The 19,413-nt window shown below is 43.3% G+C and carries 17 protein-coding genes; 10 read left to right on the top strand and 7 right to left on the bottom strand.

The features are described 5' to 3' along the window. The first annotated feature begins 148 nt into the window (after positions 1 to 148). On the top strand, positions 149 to 421 hold the full coding sequence (locus tag L4C32_RS14640) for a hypothetical protein (protein WP_428197630.1): 273 nt from the start codon (positions 149 to 151) through the stop codon (positions 419 to 421). Positions 422 to 608: 187 nt separating this feature from the next. Here L4C32_RS14640 and L4C32_RS14635 read toward each other — a convergent pair whose 3' ends face one another. Then, complete coding sequence (locus tag L4C32_RS14635; protein ID WP_428197629.1) at positions 609 to 1,544, bottom strand: LysR family transcriptional regulator; 936 nt, start codon at positions 1,542 to 1,544, stop codon at positions 609 to 611. A gap of 104 nt (positions 1,545 to 1,648) precedes the next feature. On the opposite strand from L4C32_RS14635, the gene L4C32_RS14630 reads away from it, so the two are divergent. From L4C32_RS14630 to L4C32_RS14620, 3 genes are all read left to right on the top strand, one after another. Next, positions 1,649 to 1,939 (top strand): putative quinol monooxygenase, encoded by a 291-nt coding sequence (locus L4C32_RS14630; protein ID WP_428197628.1) that lies wholly within the window; start codon positions 1,649 to 1,651, stop codon positions 1,937 to 1,939. Between the two features lie 11 nt (positions 1,940 to 1,950). Beyond that, positions 1,951 to 2,607, top strand: coding sequence for a nitroreductase family protein (locus L4C32_RS14625; protein WP_428197627.1), 657 nt, complete (start codon positions 1,951 to 1,953; stop codon positions 2,605 to 2,607). Between the two features lie 73 nt (positions 2,608 to 2,680). Beyond that, positions 2,681 to 2,938: a DUF2999 domain-containing protein gene (locus L4C32_RS14620; protein WP_428197626.1), complete on the top strand. Its 258-nt coding sequence runs from the start codon at positions 2,681 to 2,683 to the stop codon at positions 2,936 to 2,938. 72 nt (positions 2,939 to 3,010) lie between these two features. Here the strand turns inward: L4C32_RS14620 and L4C32_RS14615 are convergent, their stop codons facing one another. After that, positions 3,011 to 3,526 carry a DUF481 domain-containing protein gene (locus L4C32_RS14615; protein ID WP_428197625.1) on the bottom strand — a complete coding sequence of 172 codons (516 nt, stop codon included), beginning with the start codon at positions 3,524 to 3,526 and terminating at the stop codon, positions 3,011 to 3,013. A gap of 241 nt (positions 3,527 to 3,767) precedes the next feature. Here L4C32_RS14615 and L4C32_RS14610 point away from each other — a divergent pair, with 241 nt between their 5' ends. Beyond that, complete coding sequence (locus L4C32_RS14610) at positions 3,768 to 5,099, top strand: aspartate aminotransferase family protein (protein WP_428197624.1); 1,332 nt, start codon at positions 3,768 to 3,770, stop codon at positions 5,097 to 5,099. A gap of 2 nt (positions 5,100 to 5,101) precedes the next feature. Continuing rightward, complete coding sequence (locus L4C32_RS14605) at positions 5,102 to 5,938, top strand: beta-keto acid cleavage family enzyme (RefSeq protein ID WP_428197623.1); 837 nt, start codon at positions 5,102 to 5,104, stop codon at positions 5,936 to 5,938. On the opposite strand, the gene L4C32_RS14600 is transcribed toward L4C32_RS14605, so the two are convergent. Beyond that, positions 5,927 to 6,829 (bottom strand): LysR substrate-binding domain-containing protein, encoded by a 903-nt coding sequence (locus L4C32_RS14600; protein WP_428197622.1) that lies wholly within the window; start codon positions 6,827 to 6,829, stop codon positions 5,927 to 5,929. The two genes, L4C32_RS14605 and L4C32_RS14600, sit on opposite strands and share 12 nt — an antisense overlap. A gap of 164 nt (positions 6,830 to 6,993) precedes the next feature. Here L4C32_RS14600 and L4C32_RS14595 point away from each other — a divergent pair, with 164 nt between their 5' ends. After that, on the top strand, positions 6,994 to 8,118 hold the full coding sequence (locus L4C32_RS14595) for a M14 family metallopeptidase (RefSeq protein WP_428197631.1): 1,125 nt from the start codon (positions 6,994 to 6,996) through the stop codon (positions 8,116 to 8,118). A gap of 65 nt (positions 8,119 to 8,183) precedes the next feature. On the opposite strand, the gene L4C32_RS14590 is transcribed toward L4C32_RS14595, so the two are convergent. From L4C32_RS14590 to L4C32_RS14575, 4 genes are all read right to left on the bottom strand, one after another. Further along, the gene (locus L4C32_RS14590) at positions 8,184 to 9,821 is read right to left on the bottom strand and encodes a methyl-accepting chemotaxis protein (protein WP_428197621.1); all 1,638 of its coding nucleotides are present in this window, start codon (positions 9,819 to 9,821) and stop codon (positions 8,184 to 8,186) included. Positions 9,822 to 10,325: 504 nt separating this feature from the next. Beyond that, a complete protein-coding gene (locus L4C32_RS14585) occupies positions 10,326 to 10,823 on the bottom strand; it encodes an outer membrane beta-barrel protein (protein WP_428197620.1) in 498 nt (165 codons plus the stop codon). A gap of 105 nt (positions 10,824 to 10,928) precedes the next feature. After that, positions 10,929 to 14,822, bottom strand: a complete 3,894-nt coding sequence (hrpA, locus tag L4C32_RS14580; RefSeq protein ID WP_428197619.1) for an ATP-dependent RNA helicase HrpA — start codon at positions 14,820 to 14,822, stop codon at positions 10,929 to 10,931. A gap of 146 nt (positions 14,823 to 14,968) precedes the next feature. Next, on the bottom strand, positions 14,969 to 16,387 hold the full coding sequence (locus L4C32_RS14575) for an MATE family efflux transporter (protein ID WP_428197618.1): 1,419 nt from the start codon (positions 16,385 to 16,387) through the stop codon (positions 14,969 to 14,971). 115 nt (positions 16,388 to 16,502) lie between these two features. Here L4C32_RS14575 and L4C32_RS14570 point away from each other — a divergent pair, with 115 nt between their 5' ends. The 3 genes from L4C32_RS14570 to dbpA all read left to right on the top strand — a co-directional run bounded on the left by L4C32_RS14570 (position 16,503) and on the right by dbpA (position 19,369). Next, positions 16,503 to 17,342 (top strand): AraC family transcriptional regulator, encoded by an 840-nt coding sequence (locus L4C32_RS14570; protein WP_428197617.1) that lies wholly within the window; start codon positions 16,503 to 16,505, stop codon positions 17,340 to 17,342. A 90-nt stretch (positions 17,343 to 17,432) separates the two neighbouring features. Continuing rightward, positions 17,433 to 17,879, top strand: a complete 447-nt coding sequence (locus L4C32_RS14565) for a tellurite resistance TerB family protein (RefSeq protein ID WP_428197616.1) — start codon at positions 17,433 to 17,435, stop codon at positions 17,877 to 17,879. 104 nt (positions 17,880 to 17,983) lie between these two features. Further along, the gene (gene dbpA / locus L4C32_RS14560; protein WP_428197615.1) at positions 17,984 to 19,369 is read left to right on the top strand and encodes an ATP-dependent RNA helicase DbpA; all 1,386 of its coding nucleotides are present in this window, start codon (positions 17,984 to 17,986) and stop codon (positions 19,367 to 19,369) included. Positions 19,370 to 19,413 lie beyond the last annotated feature (44 nt).

The following is a 19,413-nucleotide window of genomic DNA, read 5'->3' as shown; positions in this document are numbered from 1 at the left end:
ATTAATAAATATGCTCGAACATCCGTGTCAAAGAGCATCATAAAATTAATTTACCGTATATCGACCCATTAATCAATTGCATTCAGTACGCCATACCTATAAAATGAAATTTAACAATAATTCAATGCCTTAACTTAGAGCTAAATCAATGACAAAATATATTACTTTTATCGCAACAGTCGCCTTATCTTTTCAATCAGCAGCATTTGGTCTTCCAAAAGTAGAAGTTCCTTCTATAAGCACTGATGCACAGAATATGGTTGCAGCATTAAAAATTATTCAAGATGGTGGGATTGAGTGTTCGAAGATCACAGACTTTAAAGTAGCAACGAACGTAAAAGGCTATCAAGTTCAGTGTGACGCAACCAATAATTACACAATACTGGATACTGACAATGGTTTAGTACTTCAGGTTAAGTAGTATTGTTATGAAAGGCCCTCAATCGTTGAGGGCCTTTTTCCAAACAGCAAAGGCTTAGATGATTTGATTAAATCAGATATGTAATCAAGCATTTTAAAAAGTTGATGAGTAACACTTTAAATGCCAAATACTTTTATGAACATTTTCGTTAATGCTCATGCAGTCGAAGCTACTCCCAATAAATAAGTTAACTCAAAGCACTTTTATCTAAAATCCCCTTCTCAATTAACTGCTCAAAAATCTGCGAACACTTGTCTCTAAAGGCATCTCTTAACAAACGCACTGCAGGTGTGATCGACTGTTTACTCGGACACACTAACCACAGCTCCGTAGGGCGTGGCGCATATTCTGGTAGTACGTTAACCAGTTTGCCAGAAAGCAGATCCGCTGACATATCCAAACACGACTTTGCAGCAAACCCATGCCCAGCTACGCACCAGCGCCTAACCACATCCGCATCATTGGCAATACGATTACTGTTCATTTTTATTTTGAACTCTTCACCATCTTTAGAGAAAGTCCACTGATCATAAACCACCTCATACATTTGATAAAAAAGGCCATTATGTTCAGTTAACTGCTCAGGATGCGTAGGAACTCCGTGCTTTTCTAGATAGGAAGGCGCAGCACATAACACACCAGGAATATCGCAGATTTTAAAGCCATACAGGTTTGCATCCGTCGGTGAACCATAACGCAGTGCCATGTCCACAGAATCACGATAAAAGTTAACATTGCTGTCACTCACGCTCATGCGCAAACTCACTTTTGGATGCTGCGCCATAAATTCATCAATCCAAGTGATCGCCATATTACGACCAAGATCAGACGATACTGCAATACGGATTTCGCCATCAACAATGTCTAACTCATCTTTCATGCTCTGCTTTGCCGCACTCAACATCTTTAACGCTTGTTCACATTGTGGCAAATAGCGTTCACCCGCCGATGATAACCGTAAACGCCGAGTACTGCGCACAAACAGCTCAATACCCAATGAAGCTTCGACACGTTTAACAGCTGCACTCGCCGTGGCCGTACGCATATCTAAACTTTCAGCTGCCGCAGTAATACTACGAAACTCCGCCACTTTTAAGATAACTTGCAGGTCTTCTACTAACATAATTCTCAAAAATCATTTGATAATGTTTCAAATACTACCCTCTTTCGGAGAAGTAAACCAATCGTTATTATGCCAACCAGACAAACAGTGACAGGACACTCCCTATGAGTACGTTGACCATTGTGGCTAGCATCGTTGCAAAGCCAGATAGCATTGAATTAGTAAAATCCGAGCTACTTAAACTGATTGATTTAACCCGCGCCGAACCAGGTTGCCTGCAATATGATTTGCACCAAGATAATAACAACCCTGCGCACTTTGTTTTTTACGAAAACTGGCTGTCACATGAACGGTTACAGGCTCATTTAGCGAGCCAACATATTGCTAACTACTCAGCAGCGACTCAAGGTTCAGTCGAATCATTTGTGTTGAATGAAATGACCCAAATAGCTTAATAGGAACGACCATGACTCACCCAATATTGACCGATTTACAAACACGCTATACCACAAAAAAATACGATTCAAACCGACGCGTTTCCCAGCAAAATCTGAACGTGATCACTGAAGCGATGCGTTTGTCAGCCTCATCCATCAACTCCCAGCCTTGGAAGTTCATTGTGATTGAAAGTGATGAGGCAAAACAGCGCATGCATAATACCTTTGCCAATAAATTTCAATTTAACCAACCGCACGCAAAAACGGCATCACATATCATTTTATTTGCTCATAACCCGCACTATAAGCGAGAAAACTATGAACAAGTGATCAACCAAGATATTGTCAATCAACGCACCACTGAAGCTCAACGCGAACAAGCGTTTGGGGCCTACGCCTTTGTTGATTTAAATACTGACAGCGAAGGAAATAATGCGGCGTGGACAAAAGCTCAAACTTACATTGCCTTAGGGAATACCCTGCATACACTCGCTCGTCTTGGTATTGATTCAACAACGATGGAAGGCGTCGACAGTGAGATGATCAGTGACGAGTTTGCCACTGAATTGGATGGTTATGTGTGTGATGTAGCACTAGCGATTGGTTATCACGACAAAGAGCAAGACTACAATCAACCGCTGCCAAAATCTCGATTGAGTGCTGAGCAGGTGATACAAGTACTATAACTCTGAGGATAATATCGCAATCAGGGTAAGAATAAGGTAAATTGTGGCGCATTATTATTAAAGAGAAACGGCAATGAACCCAATTATTCAAACCCTGAAAGATCATAATGTGACCGATGAAAAAGTCGCTGAAGTATTCCAAGCATTAACGCAAAACCCGTTGGCAGCAATGGCGATCATTCAAGGTTTAGGCATTCCCCAAGAGAAGCTTCAACCTATGATGATGATGGTAATGAGTAACCCCGATTTGATCAAACAAGCGGTTGAAGAGCTAGGGTTAGATTTCTCTAAAGTTGAAGCGGCAAAAGCAAAACTGCAAGAGAATCAGTAATCATCTGGCCAGATAGTAATACAACAAAGCCTCATGCATGTGAGGTTTTTTTTCACTCACTCTACGACACAATTAAAACGTGAATACCACCCCTGTTGAGAAAGTGACAGAGAGCGAATTAGATAAAAAAGTATTACTGTTATCAATATAGTTAAAATCAGCCCCTGCTCTAAATCCAATATTTTCGGTAACACCGACTACCCAAGCCGCAGAAGCACTCGCTCCTGTACCGCTTTTATGCCGGATATTACTCCCCATAAACTCTTTCTTACTTCCTTCATATTCTACCCATCCCCCCTCTAATTGCAGAGACATTCTTGGTGTATTGACGAGTTGGTATTGAGCCCCTAATCGATAGGTCTTTAAGCGATCTTTGTCGAAATATAAAAACTCAGCAGAGGTATGACTGTATGAGAGATAAATCGCATCAAAACCTAAAGTATCCGCGACACCTAACTGTAAGCCACCTCCAGAAATACCCGCGCCCACATAAGGACCAAATTTCATTTCAGGGGATATATGTAGTGTATTCGCAATGGAAGGTGTAGATGAGAACAGTAGTAGTGCAATCGCTGTTTTTTTCATCATAGTATACTCATTATTAAAACGTTAACCCCTCCCTGGATATTATCAATAAGGTGAATATAATTGAGGAGTTTCCCTTCGGCTAAGCGGCAATACTTATTGCGCTTATAAGTGATGCTTATAAAAACCCATGGTTGACTCATTCCTTTTACTCATACCCCTAGATTTTTATTCGTTTGAAAAATGAACAGCTTCACTGAATGATGAGCTTAATTACTCTCATTCATAGTAAAGAAGATGCATCATGACTCACGTATTTCATCGACACTGCCACTCTGCACTCCCAACTGTCGCCAGTGGTGATGGTATCTACCTTACCGATACCAATGGTAAGCACTATCTCGATGGTTGTGGGGGGGCGGCAGTCTCTAACCTGGGGCATAATCACCCTGCAGTTAAAGACGCGATCATTAAACAGCTTAATGATATTCCTTATGCTCACACTGGCTTTTTTACCAACAACAGCGCAGAACAGTTAGCCAAGCGCTTGACCGATCTCGCGCCAGCTTCGTTAAACCATGCCTACTTTGTGAGTGGTGGCTCAGAGGCAGTTGAGTCTGCATTAAAAATGGCAAGACAATATTTTGTTGAGCTCGGTCAGGGACATAAAGACCAGTTCATTGCTCGTCGTCAGAGTTATCACGGCAATACCTTAGGCGCACTGTCAGTGGGTGGAAACGAATGGCGTAGGCAACCATTTGAACCCCTTTTATCTCGCGCCCATCATATTTCACCTTGTTATGCTTATCGTGACCAACGTGAGACAGAGTCAGAGCAGCAGTATAGCCTGCGAGTTGCCAATGAACTTGAAGATAAGATTTTAGAGCTTGGTGCCAATAATGTCATGGCCTTCATTGCAGAGCCTATCGTAGGGGCAACCACAGGCGCAGTGCCTCCTACTGCGGGTTACTTCAAACGTATTCGTGAGATTTGCGACCAATATGATGTGTTATTAATCCTCGATGAAGTGATGTGTGGTCTTGGCAGATGCGGTTCGTTTTTCGCCTTTGAGCAAGAAGGTATTGTTCCTGATATCGTCACCGTCGCCAAAGGGTTAGCAGCAGGATATCAACCGATCGGTGCCGCAATCGCCAATGACAGAACCTATAATGCCATCGCCAATGGCAGCGGTTTCTTTCAACATGGTCACACCTTTATGGCTCACCCCGTTGCGTGCGCTGCAGCACTGGCTACTATCGATACTATCATTGAAGAGCGGTTACTTGAGCAAGTGACCCAACGAGGCAAACAGCTACACGAAAAACTAACGGCTGCGCTGATGCCCCTTCCTTACATTGGTGACATTCGCGGTAGAGGTCTGTTTATCGGCATTGAATTAGTGCAAGATAAAACCAGCAAAGCCCCCCTTCCAAGCCAGATACAAGCGAACAAATTCATTCGTAGTATAGCGATGGAGCACGGGCTAATGTGCTACCCAATGGGCGGCACAATAAATGGTAAAGAGGGGCATCACATTCTACTTGCTCCCCCCTTTATTATCACTGAACCGCAACTTGATGAGCTGGTTAGTAAGCTGAAATCCGCAATCGTAGAAGCCTCTTCACAATGGACTTAACAATGAACAGTGATAGTAAGAAACAGCAAACCGCCATTATCGTTGCACCCAATGGAGCGCGAAAAAGTTACGATGACCACCCTGCACTACCTATCACCAATCAAGAGATCATTGCCGAGGTGATCGCTTGTCGTGACGCAGGTGCCGCTATGGTGCACTTACACGCTCGTAATAAACAGGGGCAACACTCCCTAGAGATTGATGACAACATCACTTTATACCAATCACTCAAAGAGCAGGTTGGCGATAGCATTGTCATTCAGTTGACCACTGAGGCCGTTGGCATCTATCAGCCAGAGCAACAGATGGCGTTAATCAAAGAGGCTCAGCCAGAAGCCGCTTCCTTTGCGCTCAGTGAATTGATTCCCAATGAACAGAGCGTAAATATTGCCACCGAGTTTTTTCATTGGGTGGCAGAGAAGCAGATTATTGCTCAATACATTCTTTACAGTTTCGATGATTTGCAGCGCTACTTTTCGCTGTTACAACAGGGGGTATTACCCGACAACAACCATCACATCTTGTTGGTACTCGGGCGCTACAGTAAAGATCAAGTCTCAACACCACAGGATCTCGCCCCATTCTTGCAGCCTCACCTGTTGCAAAATCCGCACCGATGGGCTGTTTGCGCATTTGGGCAACATGAACACCGCTGCTTAACCTCTGCCATGCTAATGGGGGGAGATGTACGAGTAGGTTTTGAGAACAATCACCTAAACCTGCATGGCACAATGGCAAAAAACAATGCCGCGCAAGTTACGCAGCTTATCAGCACCGCCAAAGAGCTCAATATCGGCATTACGAATGCTCGCGATTTTAGAGAGAGTCTAACCAGCTAGATCAGTAAATTGTGCGGTTAGCCACCGATTGAATTCATACACTTTTCTTGAGTTCAGTTTGTAACTTGGAATGATCACGTAATAACCATAATTACTGATCAAATCACTGTTCATCGGGTTAACTAACCGCTGTTGATCGATTAATGGGTCAACCATAAAATCCGGTAACAGTGCCAAACCATATTGGTGGTTTACCGCTTCTAGCGACATATAAAAATGTTCAAACCCTACCCCGTAATACTCCATCGGATTAGCGAGTTGCTGATTACTCTTAAACTGCTCCCACAGGTGAGGACGTGTTACTTGGGATAGAAAAAGGTGATGTTTAAAGTCGTCTATCTGCTTGATGGGTTTGCGTGATATCAACGAGGGTGAGCCCACTAATTTTAACCTCTCCTGACACAAGAGCTTCGCATTTTCATAGTGTTTTGCCAGAGGTAAGCAACTAATAATAATGTCATTTTCTCCCGGCGTCGCCCGAACGGTGCCAGTATGCGTTTTAATGCTGACTCGAATGTTTGGGTGGATTTGAGTAAAACTCTCCAACCTTTTTATCAACCATAAACTGGCAAATGAGGGAGTCACATTGACATTTAATACCTCTTCCACATGATCAAGTTGACGCAAACTGGCGGTGGCATTTTGCACGCTCTCTAATGCCTCTGATATTTTGGGTAGATAACTTTGACCCGTTGTCGTCAGTTGAATGCCATTAATCTGCCTTTCAAATAGGGGCTGACCAAGTTGCTGCTCTAACTGGCTAATCTGTTTACTGACCGCGCCTTGGGTGACACATAGCTCTTCTGCCGCTTTTGAAAAGCTTAAATTATTAGCGACCGCAATAAAGGTTCTTAACGCTTTGATCGACGGAAGTTCACTCCCTTTGAGCATATTTTCACCTCATTCCATTCAGTAATACCTAACACTTTATGCCGATAAAATTAGATATACAACACTATTTCAATTATTGATTTACTTAGAAGTGTTGCAACGCTTAGTGCCTGATAATAAATGTGATAATCTGACCGCCACCTCAATCAGGAATGACGATGAAAATGAAAATATCCAGCAATTTTGAAAGCGGTAATATCCATGTGGTCACTGCTGCTAGCCCTGACGATATTCAACTGACTATTCCAGCTGATAATCAAACTGACATCTCCCAATGGTTCCATTTTCGTTTAGAGAGTGAACCTCATCTACAGCACAACTTCAAACTTCTCGGACTGGCAAAATCTGCTTATCCTGAAGGTTGGGATGGGTACGATGTCGTTGCCTCTTATGATCGCCAAGAGTGGTTCCGAATTCCGGCCGATTTTGATGGTGACACCTTAAGCTTTACCGTTCAGCCAGAATTTCGCTCTATGTATTTCGCCTATTTCGCGCCATACACTTACGATCGCCACCAAGATCTACTGCATACTGCTCAAACTCACTACCAGTGTGAATTAGAAACACTTGGTACGACGTTAGATGGTAATGACATCAGTATATTAACCATCGGTGAGCCTGCAGAAGGCAAAAAGAACATCTGGATAATTGGACGCCAACACCCTGGTGAAACCATGGCAGAGTGGTTTATTGAAGGTATGCTGCAGCGCCTTCTTGACGATACTGATACGGTAGGCCGTGCACTATTAGACAGTGTGGTTATGCATGTGGTTCCGAACATGAACCCAGATGGCAGCATCCGTGGTCACCTGCGTACTAATGGTATTGGGGTTAACTTAAACAGAGAATGGTTAACGCCATCTATGGAAAAAAGCCCAGAGGTCTTCTTAGTTCGAGAACGCATGATGCAAACAGGCATGGATATGCTACTCGATATACATGGCGACGAAGCGATCCCTTACAACTTTGTCGCTGGAGGTGAAGGTAATGTCTCTTACAATGAACGTATTGAGTCCCTAGAGAACCGATTCAAGCAGGCATTATTAACCATTACCCCTGAGTTTCAAGATGAACATGGCTACGATAAAGATGAGCCAGGCAAAGCGACTCCTACAGTAGGCGCAAACTGGGCAGGAGAATACTTCGACTGCTTAGCCTATACCGTTGAAATGCCGTTCAAAGATCATATTAGTCACGCGGATGAGCTGTATGGTTGGTCACCTGAGCGCAGTGTGACTTTTGGCCACGATGTATTAGCGGCAGTGTGGGCAGTTAAAGACGAAATTTAACCGTTACCTTGTTCGAAACAAACGCTGATGATCTTAATCATCAGCGTTTTTTATTTTCCGTCTGTTTACAGCTTAAATGCTTTTACATGTGAGCTGAGCTGTTGTGCCATTTCAGACAAGTTTTGGCTCGCTTGGAAGGTGTGCTGAGCGCCCATCTCCGTCTCATCCGCAACATCTGAAATAGTTTGTACATTACTGCTTATTTCATTAATGGCACTACTCTGCTGCTCGACCGAATCATTAATAATTTGTCCAACATTGGTCAATTCATTAATGGCAACTTGAATACCTTGCAGTGCTTGACCACAGGCATTCGCTTGTTCTATTCCCTTCTCGGTCTCTTTTTCACAGTCACCCATGACGTCTACCGCTTCTGTCACACCAAGCTGCAACTCATTAATGATCTGCTGAATACTGCCAGTAGACTCTTGGGTACGCTGAGCTAAGGTTCTCACTTCATCAGCAACCACAGCAAATCCACGGCCTTGCTCACCAGCACGTGCCGCTTCAATGGCTGCATTCAGTGCTAGAAGGTTAGTTTGTTCTGCAATTTGCTTAATGACTTCTAAAATGTCACCAATTTGCGTTGACGATACTTGTAGCTTTTCAACCACATTTACCGCCGATTTTACATGGACACCAACTCGGCCTATTACCTCAATATTCTCATCCACATTGCTGGAACCTTTTAACGCTTCTTGACGTACATGTTCGGTGGTTTCAAGAACCGTGTTCACCTGCAAATTCACATCCTCAGCAGAGGCAGAAAGTTGAGTCACACTTGCCGCTACACTAGTGGTCTCCTCTTTTTGTTGCCCCATGCCTGCTTGAATCTGGTTGGTCACCGTTGCTAGCTCTTCCGCTTGTGAGGCTAGCGTATCGGTATTATGGTTAATACTGCTGATCACTTCTCGGATATCTTGATTCATGTCGTTAAAGGCTCGCGACATTGAACTTAACTCATCTTTGCCTTTGACATTCATATTGATGGTGAGATCTTTTTCCATCGCAATCTTATTCATGGTCGAGGTTAATTTGCCTAGTGGCTTAATTATATTATTGGCAATGATCGAAGAGAGAGTAACCAGTAATAAAATATAAAAAGCAGTCCAAAGTAAAATCGACTGTAGCATCTCTTCAAATGCTAATTCGATATCAGCAAAATAGACTCCGGTTCCGACTACCCAATTCCAATGTGCGGTTTTTTTAACGTAAGAGACTTTGCTTTCTGGCTCAGTAGAGCCTGGCTTAGGCCAAAAGTAATCAACAAAGCCCGACCCTTGATTACGAGCAACCTTAACAAACTTAGTAAAAGCGTCTGAGATGGTAGCCGTTGAGCTTTTTACCATGCTCTGGCCGTTTAAATTCGATTTAATTGGGTGCATCAACATAATGCCATTAAGGTCATTGATCCACAGGTAGCCATTATCACCAAAGCGCATCGCGTTAACCTGCTCCATCGCAATAGTTTTCGCGTCATGCTCAGACAGTTCAGAATTGGATGCAGTTCGGGCATTAGCCTCAATGATACTCACTGCAGACTCGACTAAACTCTTCGCCATCGCTTTTCGTTCAGCCATCATGTTCTCTTTGAGATCAACCGCTGACATGATCTGAGTAGACAAAATAATCAAACTGGCCAGTATGATTGTTAATCTTAGTTTTGAAGAGACCTTGAGCCTATTGAGTAAATTGTTAAACACATTCATCCTTAAACCTAACCTTATAAATATTATTTTTTATATAAACTCACACGTGTATTTAAATACAGCAATGTATTCATTTTATTTTAATTATGTAGTAAATAAAAATGTTATCCCATATCAATATTTATTTTATAATACTCAAACAATCATTCCAATATGTGCATTAAAACCATTAGTTCTATTGCTGTTGATATTGTTAATTAACTTTAAAAACAAAAACAACTAGAATATTTCATTTTTATTACATATGAATACCATTTCACAAATTGTACTGATAATAATAACAAAATAAACCATGCGTTTTGTAAGTGCTTATAGAGGGCGAGGTTAATTATTAACTATACCTTTGATAGTATTAATTATATTGATTGCTTCAATCATTTATTAATATAACGGATTATTTATAAGTAAATATTAACTGTCTATTTTATGATCAATCCTTTTAGCGTTACCAAAAAAAATGCGCCTAAACAGGCGCATTTTAATATTCAAGAGGTTTCATTATAAGAAATGAATGGTCGCACTCAATGCAATAAAGTCAATATTCTGATCATCGACTGAAAAATTGTTATAGCCAACACCCAATGTCAGCATAGGAATTAATGAGTATTCAACACCGACGCCGTAATAAGCATCAAAGTCATCGTCGCTAGTTTTGCTAAAACCTTTATAGTCCGCAGCCCAACGGTGAACACCCGCTTTACCATATACATGAAATGGACCGAAATCGATACTTGGTTTCAGTGCCGCGTATACTGATGTCACATCCACTTCTTGTGCACCAACAGTGTATGAGCCTAGATTCCAAAACCCACCTTCTACACCGATGAACGGAAGAATACCCGTGCCGATGTGGGCACCATAAACCGTTGAGTCTTCTTTTTTGGTGGTAAAGTCATATTCTGCAGAACCGACTTGAACACCGCCATAAATCAAAGAATCGGCAGCAGCCGTTGTTGCTACACTCATCAGTGCCAACGCCAAAAGTGTTTTTTTCATCGCTCTTTCCTTCTTAATCGTAAGAGATTCGGTGGTGCCTGTATAGGCACTCACTCGTTAAGACTATTAATGCAAAATTTATGCCGGCAGTTATACAGTAAACGGCTAAAAATCGGAAATAATATTTTTAATGCGTTTATCCGATATCGGATACGGGGTTCCTAGCTGCTGAGCAAAGAAACTGACTCTCAACTCTTCAAGCATCCATCTGATTTCTTTTATCTTTTCTGGTACTGGTTGTCCTTTTGGAATTTTATTAAGCAGCTCTTTGTACTCTTTCACTACCGACTCTACCTTTAACAGCTGAACCCTGTCTTTATTAGGATCGAGTGGCAATTTCTCCATTCGGCGCTCAATTGCCTTCATATAGCGGTGAATGTCGGCAAGTCTTGACCATCCGCACTCAGTGGCAAACCCTTTGAATATCAAACTGTCGATCTGGGCTTTAATGTCTGACAAGGCAAATGCCATGCTCAAATCCACTCGACCTTTCAACTTCTTATTAATGGTGAAAGCGGTAGTTAAAATCGCTTCAACCTGTTTAGCCACTTCAACGACAGTATCACCTAACTCAGCGCGAACGTGCTCTTTGAGCGCTTCAAATTTTTCAGGTTCACGCACCATTCCCCCTCTCTCTTCAACCAACTTGTCGATACCACATCCGATACAATCATCAATCAGATCCAACACTCGACCGTAAGGATTAAAATAGAGACCCAATTTTGATTTATTAGGTAGGTTAGAATGCAGATATTTTATCGGTGAAGGCACGTTGAGTAAAATTAACCTTCTCTGCCCTGAACGCATCGCCGTTATTTGCTCTTCCGGCGTTTCAAACAGCTTAATTTCAACACTGTCTTTATTATCAACCAGTGCCGGATACGCTTTGACTTCAAAGCCTCCACGTTTCTGTTTGTATAACTCAGGCAATTCACCAAAGCTCCAGGTTTTTAACCCTTTCTGCTCAATGTCATCATCAGCAACTTGAGAAAGTGTCTGCTGCACCTTCTCTTTGAGCCCCTCTTTGAGATCATATAAGTTTTTGCTCTCTTGGAGTTTGCGGTTACGATGATCAACCACTCGATAGGTGACTTTAAGGTGATCAGGGACCTGTTCTAATTTCCAATCTTCTCTTAACACTTCAAAGCCAGTCATTCTACGCAGCTCTTTTTCCAACGCATCAAGCAGTGGCATCTCTAATGGTGTACAGCGTGCTAAAAATGCATCGGCATAGTTTGGTGCCGGCACAAAGTTTCGCCTTACCGGTTTTGGCAACGCTTTTATCAAGCTGATGATTAACTCTTGTCTCAGGCCAGGGATCTGCCAATCAAACCCATTTGTCTCCACTTGGTTCAAGATAGGCAGAGGAATATGAACAGTTACGCCGTCACTATCCTGACCCGGCTCAAACTGATAGCTCAATTTAAGCTTCAAGCCATCTTGGTGCCAAAAATTAGGGTAATCAAGATCAGTAATATGGCTAGCATCACCACGAAACAGCATCTCTTTTTCAAAGCTAAGTTGATCAGGGTTGCTAGCACCGGCTTTTTTCCACCAACTGTCAAAGTGTCGTCCAGAAACCACTTCCGTGCTGACCCGTTGGTCGTAAAACTCGGCTAATTCATCATCATCAATCAAAATATCTCGACGACGAGATTTGTGCTCCAGATCTTCAACTTCTTGTAGCAGTTTTTGATTCTGTTTAAAGAAAGCATGGCGATTGTCCCAATCCCCTTCAACTAAAGCTGAACGAATGAAGATTTCACGACAAACTGGAACATCAATTGCGCCGTAATTGATTTTTCGTTTAGCCACAATCGGAATGCCATAAATCATCACCTTTTCATAGGCCATTACCGCGGCAGATTTTTTCTCCCAATGGGGTTCGCTGTAACTGCGTTTAATCAAGTGTGGTGCCAGTGGTTCTATCCATTCTGGTTGAATCTTAGCGGCAATTCGCCCCCACAACTTAGAGGTTTCAACCAGCTCAGCCACCATGACCCATTTCGGCTGTTTTTTAAACAAACCAGAACCAGGGAAGATACCAAATCGTGCATTACGAGCACCTTGATACTCGTTCTTTTCTTGATCTTTCAAACCAATGTGAGAGAGCATTCCCGATAGAAGCGCAGTATGAATAGACTGATAATTGCCCTCTTGCTCATTGATCTTGACATCCAGCTCTTTCATCACTTGGCTAACTTGAAAGTAAACATCTTGCCATTCACGCACACGCAGGTAGTTCAAGAAATCTTTTTTACACTGTTTTCTAAACTGGTTACCAGTGAGATCGGCTTGCTGCTCTTTGAGGTAGCTCCACATGTTCACAAAAGCTAAAAAGTCGGACTCTTTATCATGGAAGCGTTTATGTTTCTCATCTGACGCTTGCTGTTTATCCGATGGGCGTTCACGAGGATCTTGAATGGAGAGTGCTGACGCGATCACCATCACCTCTTTCAAACAGCCCAGCTTTGGCGCTTCTAGTACCATACGGGCCAGACGAGGGTCGATCGGTAAACGGGCAAGCTGACGCCCCATTTTAGTTAAGCGTTTTTTCGGATCGCTGGCTTGTGCATTAAATGCGCCCAGTTCTTCAAGTAGTCTAACGCCATCTTGAATGTTACGGTTGTCCGGTGCCTCTACAAATGGGAAGGCTTGAATATCACCTAACCCTATGGATGTCATCTGCAGAATAACCGATGCCAAGTTGGTTCGTAATATTTCGGGGTCGGTAAACTCAGGACGCCCTAAAAAATCCTCTTCAGAGTAGAGGCGAATACAGATACCTTCAGCAACACGACCACAACGCCCTTTTCGTTGATTGGCACTGGCTTGAGAAACCGCTTCAATCGGTAGACGCTGCACTTTGGTTCGGTAGCTATAGCGACTTATTCTTGCGGTACCCGGGTCAATGACATATCGAATGCCCGGAACCGTTAATGAGGTTTCAGCCACGTTGGTCGACAGGACAATACGTCGACCCACATGGGATTGGAATACCCGATTTTGCTCAGCCGACGACAGACGGGCATACAAAGGCACCACTTCAGTGTCTCGTATTTTACGTTTGGTCAAGGCATCAGCCGTATCCCGAATTTCACGCTCGCCGTTCATGAAGATTAAGATATCACCCAACCCTTCATCACACAGCTCATCAACCGCATCAAAGATACCTTGCAGCTGATCACGCTCACTGTCGTCTCCATCTTCATAAAGCGGGCGATAACGAGTTTCTACCGGATAAGTGCGTCCCGAGACTTCGATGATGGGTGCTTTATTAAAGTGGTTAGAAAAGCGTTCAGGATCAATGGTTGCAGAGGTAATAATGACTTTAAGATCAGGTCGTTTAGGCAATAACTCACGCAAATATCCCATGATAAAATCAATGTTCAAACTGCGTTCGTGCGCTTCATCGATAATAATGGTGTCGTACTGATTCAGATATCGGTCATTTTGAATTTCTGCCAGTAAAATACCGTCAGTCATCAATTTTACTTGGCTTTTGTCAGAGACCTGATCGTTAAATCGAACTTTATATCCGATGTAACCGCCGACCTGTGATTCCAGTTCTTCTGCGATACGAGCAGCTACTGTTCGCGCGGCTAATCGCCTAGGCTGAGTATGGCCAATCATTCCGAACTTGCCACGGCCAAGCTCCATACAGATCTTAGGCAACTGCGTCGTTTTACCAGAACCTGTTTCGCCGGCAATGATGACCACTTGGTTATTGGCTATCGCCTCAGCAATATCATCTCTTCTCTGGCTAACAGGCAGGTCGGGATAAGTGATTTTTGGTCGGTCAATCTCACGAAGATGCGCCACCTGCATCGATTTAGCCATACCCAACGCAATGGCATCAAACGCGGCATGTTTAGAGGCATCATTTTTGATTTTTGCCGCAGCATGAATACGTTTGCTAAAACGAAAGCGATCGCGGATCATACAATCTTTAAGCGCGGATTTAAGTGTCGATACTGAATTTTGATTTGGCTGACTCAAAATATTTCCTGAATGAATCTAATGATATGGTTGGTAATGCCCAACAGAATTTCGCAGCATTCTACCATAAAAGCCCAACACTATGGTCAGGCTTTTATGGAGTTTTATTTGATGAGTGTTGGCGACTTATTGAGGAATTATCGCCATTAAGCGGACATGTGCGCCGTTGCTACTACGCCAACCTCAACGTCTTCCTCATCATCTTTCACTAAATTATTTAACCAACGCTTGATTGAGATCCGTTGGGTCGTTAAGCCCACTTTCACTACCTCTTCCGTCAATATCATCAGCATTACCCAGTGCAGTGGCCAACCCAGTATTAACCCGGTAATAAACGCCAGCGGAATACCCACAAACCACTGAGCAAACAGATCAATGAAAATACCGTACTTAATATCGCCACCGCTGCGAAGAATGCCGATAACGCCCACCATATTGAACACTTTCAAACTCAGTCCAAAGCCGATGATTAATGCCACCTTTAGTGCCATCTCTACATCGGGTACATTCGCCTTCTCCAGCAAGAGAGTAATGTGAGAGTTAAACAGTGCAAATAGCAAGCCAACCAACAGTGCTAACGAAACACTAAAGCCAAGTAACCACCACGACTGATACCATGCTTTTTGATAGTTTTCTGCCCCAAGTTCATGACCTAATATCGTCGTTGTCGCAACCGAAAACCCGATAAAGGCAGAGATCAACACCCCTTCTATTGGAGAGAGCAAACTGATGATCGCCAACTCTGAAACACCGAGACGTCCAATGATCAGGTTATAGACCAAAATGCCCACAGCCCAGCCCGCATCATGCAGCACCATTGGCCACGCCACAGAGATATATTTCTTTCTCGCTTTAGGCACATTGGCGGCAATAAAATCGGATTTTGTCGGCAAAATATACCGATACTTCATCCGCACCACAACAAATAACACTAAGGTTTGCGAAACTCTTGTAATACTGGTGCCTAATGCCGCGCCTACCACACCAAGTTCAGGAAAACCAAACAGTCCAAAAATCAACAATGCATTTAATCCAGCATTAAGCAGTACCGCCATCATCCCTATCACGGTGGGTAAATTAGCATGACCTACTGATCGCAGTGCCGATTCAAGAGGGATCACTAATGCCGGCGTCAGCAGTGTAATACCCGTGATGAATAGATAAACCGTTGCATGCTCGACATAGGCCGGATTGTCATTCACAAAATGCACGATGGCTTCTGGAAAAAACAGGTAAAGCAGCATAAATGGGATCGTTAATACCACAGCTAGCACCCACGACTGAGCCAAAGTTTTTCTTACGCCATCTAAGCGCCCAGCCCCAAAATATTGCGATGCTAATACTCCAACCGCTCCGCTCACGCCAACAATTAATAGAATATTAAAAAAGAAGATTCTATTGCCCACGCCTACCGCAGCAACCGCCTCTTCACCGAGTTGCGAGACCATTAAAATATCCACTAAACCTAACAGAGCAAACATCATCGATTGCAACGAAACGGGAAAGGCAATTTTCCACATTTTCTGCCAAAAGTGCTTATCGGCTGCAGTTTTTAAAGTAACCATGATGTTCTCCTCTTTAAGGTAGTGATTAATAAAGTGATCATATCCTCTAACGCTTCATATGAACTGTGCTAGGCTGTCATAAACTTTTGCCAAACTATCTTTTTTAGGGTTTATTATGGAATGGCCTGAATATTTTCATATCTCTGAAACCACCGAACAGGATGTGATTGATCAATCCCATCTTTTATCACTAGAACACCACCACATATTGCAATGCGGTATCGGACGTTGCCACGAAGATTTCACCATCTTTAGACGTAACCCCAATATGCACATGCTTATTTTCACGCGCAGCGGTAAAGGGTGGTTAGAGACTCCTGATGAACGTTGGAGCTTAGAGCCCGACTCTGTCATCTGTGTCCCTGCAGGGAATGCCAATGGGTTTGGTATTGAAGGCGACTATTGGGAGATGTCTTGGGTGTTTCTTGCAGCCCATCATTCATGGAGTGAGTTGGTGAGTGATAAAATCTACTACTCAAGCACACGCTCAGCCTCACTGCTCAATGACTCGATCCGTTGCTTAATCCAATCGCTCTCTCTTCCCTATCCTGTGGGCAATGAGATCGGCAGTAAAATCGTCGAACAGATCGCGTTGATGATCAGTTATCGAATGCCAACCTCGGTTCCCAAGCCTCTACAAAAGCTGGAACAGGTTTTTCAACTGTGTCAAAAACAACTTCATCGAGATTGGTCAGTAACAGAACTGGCTCAATTATACCCATGTTCTGAGCCGCATTTTCATCGCCTGTGTCGCCGTTATTTAGGTCACTCTCCCATGGCACACCTTACTCGAATGCGCATGGAGCACGCCAGCCGATTGATGACGACCACCGACTGGCCGATTCAAATTATCTCTGAAGCGGTGGGTTATCCCAATTCAGCCAATTTTAGTACTCGCTTTAAAAAATGGAGTCAGATGAATCCAAGAGAGTTTAAAAAGCGTTTTGCACTTTAGCCCGTTTTCACTGTCTCTATAGAAAGCACCATTGAAATTTCCCTCAATCGGTTCCATATTATATTTATCACGGTTTATCTCGGAGTCACCATGTTTCATAAATTAAAAGTTCTACTACGCCAAGTCATGCACGAAGGTGACGACAGTGGACACGCCTCACCCCAAGATCTCAATTTAGCGATGGCCGCTCTATTGTGCGAAGTGGCTAAAGCGGACGCCGATGTCGAAGCAAGCGAACACCAAGCCAAAGTGGAACTGCTGCAAAAACTCTTAGAGTTGCCGGAGCCTGAAATACTCACCTTAATTGAACAAGCGAAAACAAAAGTAGAACGCTCCATCTCTCTATACGATTTTACTTCTCAGTTGCGCTCCCTCGAACACGAGACACGTTATGAGTTAATCAAAGCGATGTGGAGTGTCGCCTATGCCGATGGCATTATTGACCCATTAGAAGACGCGGTAATACGTAAGGTCTCTGAACTGCTTTATGTGGATCATCAAGATTTCATTCGCGCCAAATTAGCAGCACAAAACTAATCGGGGCAAATGCCTCTATTTGATTGACCTTCTATAGCGAAAGCTGTACCGTCCATGCTCGAATTTGATCGTTAACCTCTCTACCGTTAAACAGGACATCCACTGTGAGTAATATTCCTTTTTCATCACTGAAATTAGACGCCGCTCTACTTCAAAATTTGGACTCTCTTGGCTTTGCCTCGATGACCCCAATTCAAGCACAAAGCTTACCTCATATTATTGATGGAAAAGACGTTATTGCTCAGGGTAAAACCGGTTCAGGTAAAACAGCTGCATTCGGTTTAGGCCTACTGCACAACCTAAAAGTGAAACGCTTTCGAGTGCAAACTTTGGTGCTTTGCCCTACACGTGAACTGGCGGATCAAGTGGCTAAAGAGATCCGCACACTGGCTCGTACCATTCACAACATCAAAGTATTAACCCTTTGTGGCGGCATGCCGTTTGGTCCTCAAATCGGTTCATTAGAACACGGAGCTCACATTGTTGTTGGTACTCCAGGCCGTATTGAAGAGCACATTCGTAAGGGGTTTCTTCGTTTAGACGAACTGAATACTTTTGTACTGGATGAAGCGGATCGCATGTTAGAGATGGGCTTCCAAGATTCTGTTGATGCCATCATTAATGCATCACCAAAGGATCGTCAGACACTGCTTTTCAGTGCGACATTCCCAAATTCAATTCAATCGATTGCTAACCGCATTATGAAAAACCCAGAAATGGTCAAGGTTGAATCAAAACATGACAACAGCAGCATCTCTCAACACTTCTATAAAGTCGATGATGATGATCACCGTCTAATGGCTCTGCGTATGCTGTTACTGCAACACAAACCAGAATCTGCGGTGGTCTTTTGTAATATGAAGCGTGATACCCAAGATGTTGCTGATGAGCTCAACCACTTCGGTTTTAGTGCCATCGCCCTCAATGGTGATTTAGAGCAACGCGATCGTGACCAAGCATTAGTACAGTTTGCTAATAAGAGTGTCTCTATTCTTGTTGCCACCGATGTTGCCGCACGTGGGCTAGACATTGATAACTTGGATGCCGTGATTAACTTTGAGTTATCTCGCGATCCTGAAGTGCATGTTCACCGTATTGGCCGAACGGGCCGTGCGGGTAGTAAAGGTATCGCATGTAGCCTATTCAGTGCCAATGAAGGTTACAAATTAGCCCAACTGGATGAGTACCTTGGTAGCGCCATTGACGATGAACCACTACCACCGACCTCTGTTCTTGAGCAAGCAGCTTATACTCCAGTAATGACCACACTGCAGATTGATGGCGGTAAGCGTCAAAAAGTACGTGCGGGTGACATTCTAGGCGCGCTGACCGGATCCAATGGTGTAGATGGTAAAAAAGTGGGTAAGATTCAGCTTTTCCATAACTTCTCATACGTTGCCGTAGAGACAAGCATTGCTGCCGCTGCGCAGGATAAGCTGGAAAATGGAAAAATGAAAGGTCGTTCTTTCCGTATTCGCCGCCTAAGATAATCTCAACTCAGAGACAATAAAAAGCCATTACCTATGTAGGTACT

The sequence above is a fragment of the Aliivibrio kagoshimensis genome, assembly GCF_050337105.1.
GTDB classification, from domain to species: domain Bacteria; phylum Pseudomonadota; class Gammaproteobacteria; order Enterobacterales; family Vibrionaceae; genus Aliivibrio_A; species Aliivibrio_A kagoshimensis.
The sequence above is the reverse complement of the archived record's forward strand: the minus strand, read 5'-3'. Positions and strand labels throughout refer to the sequence as shown.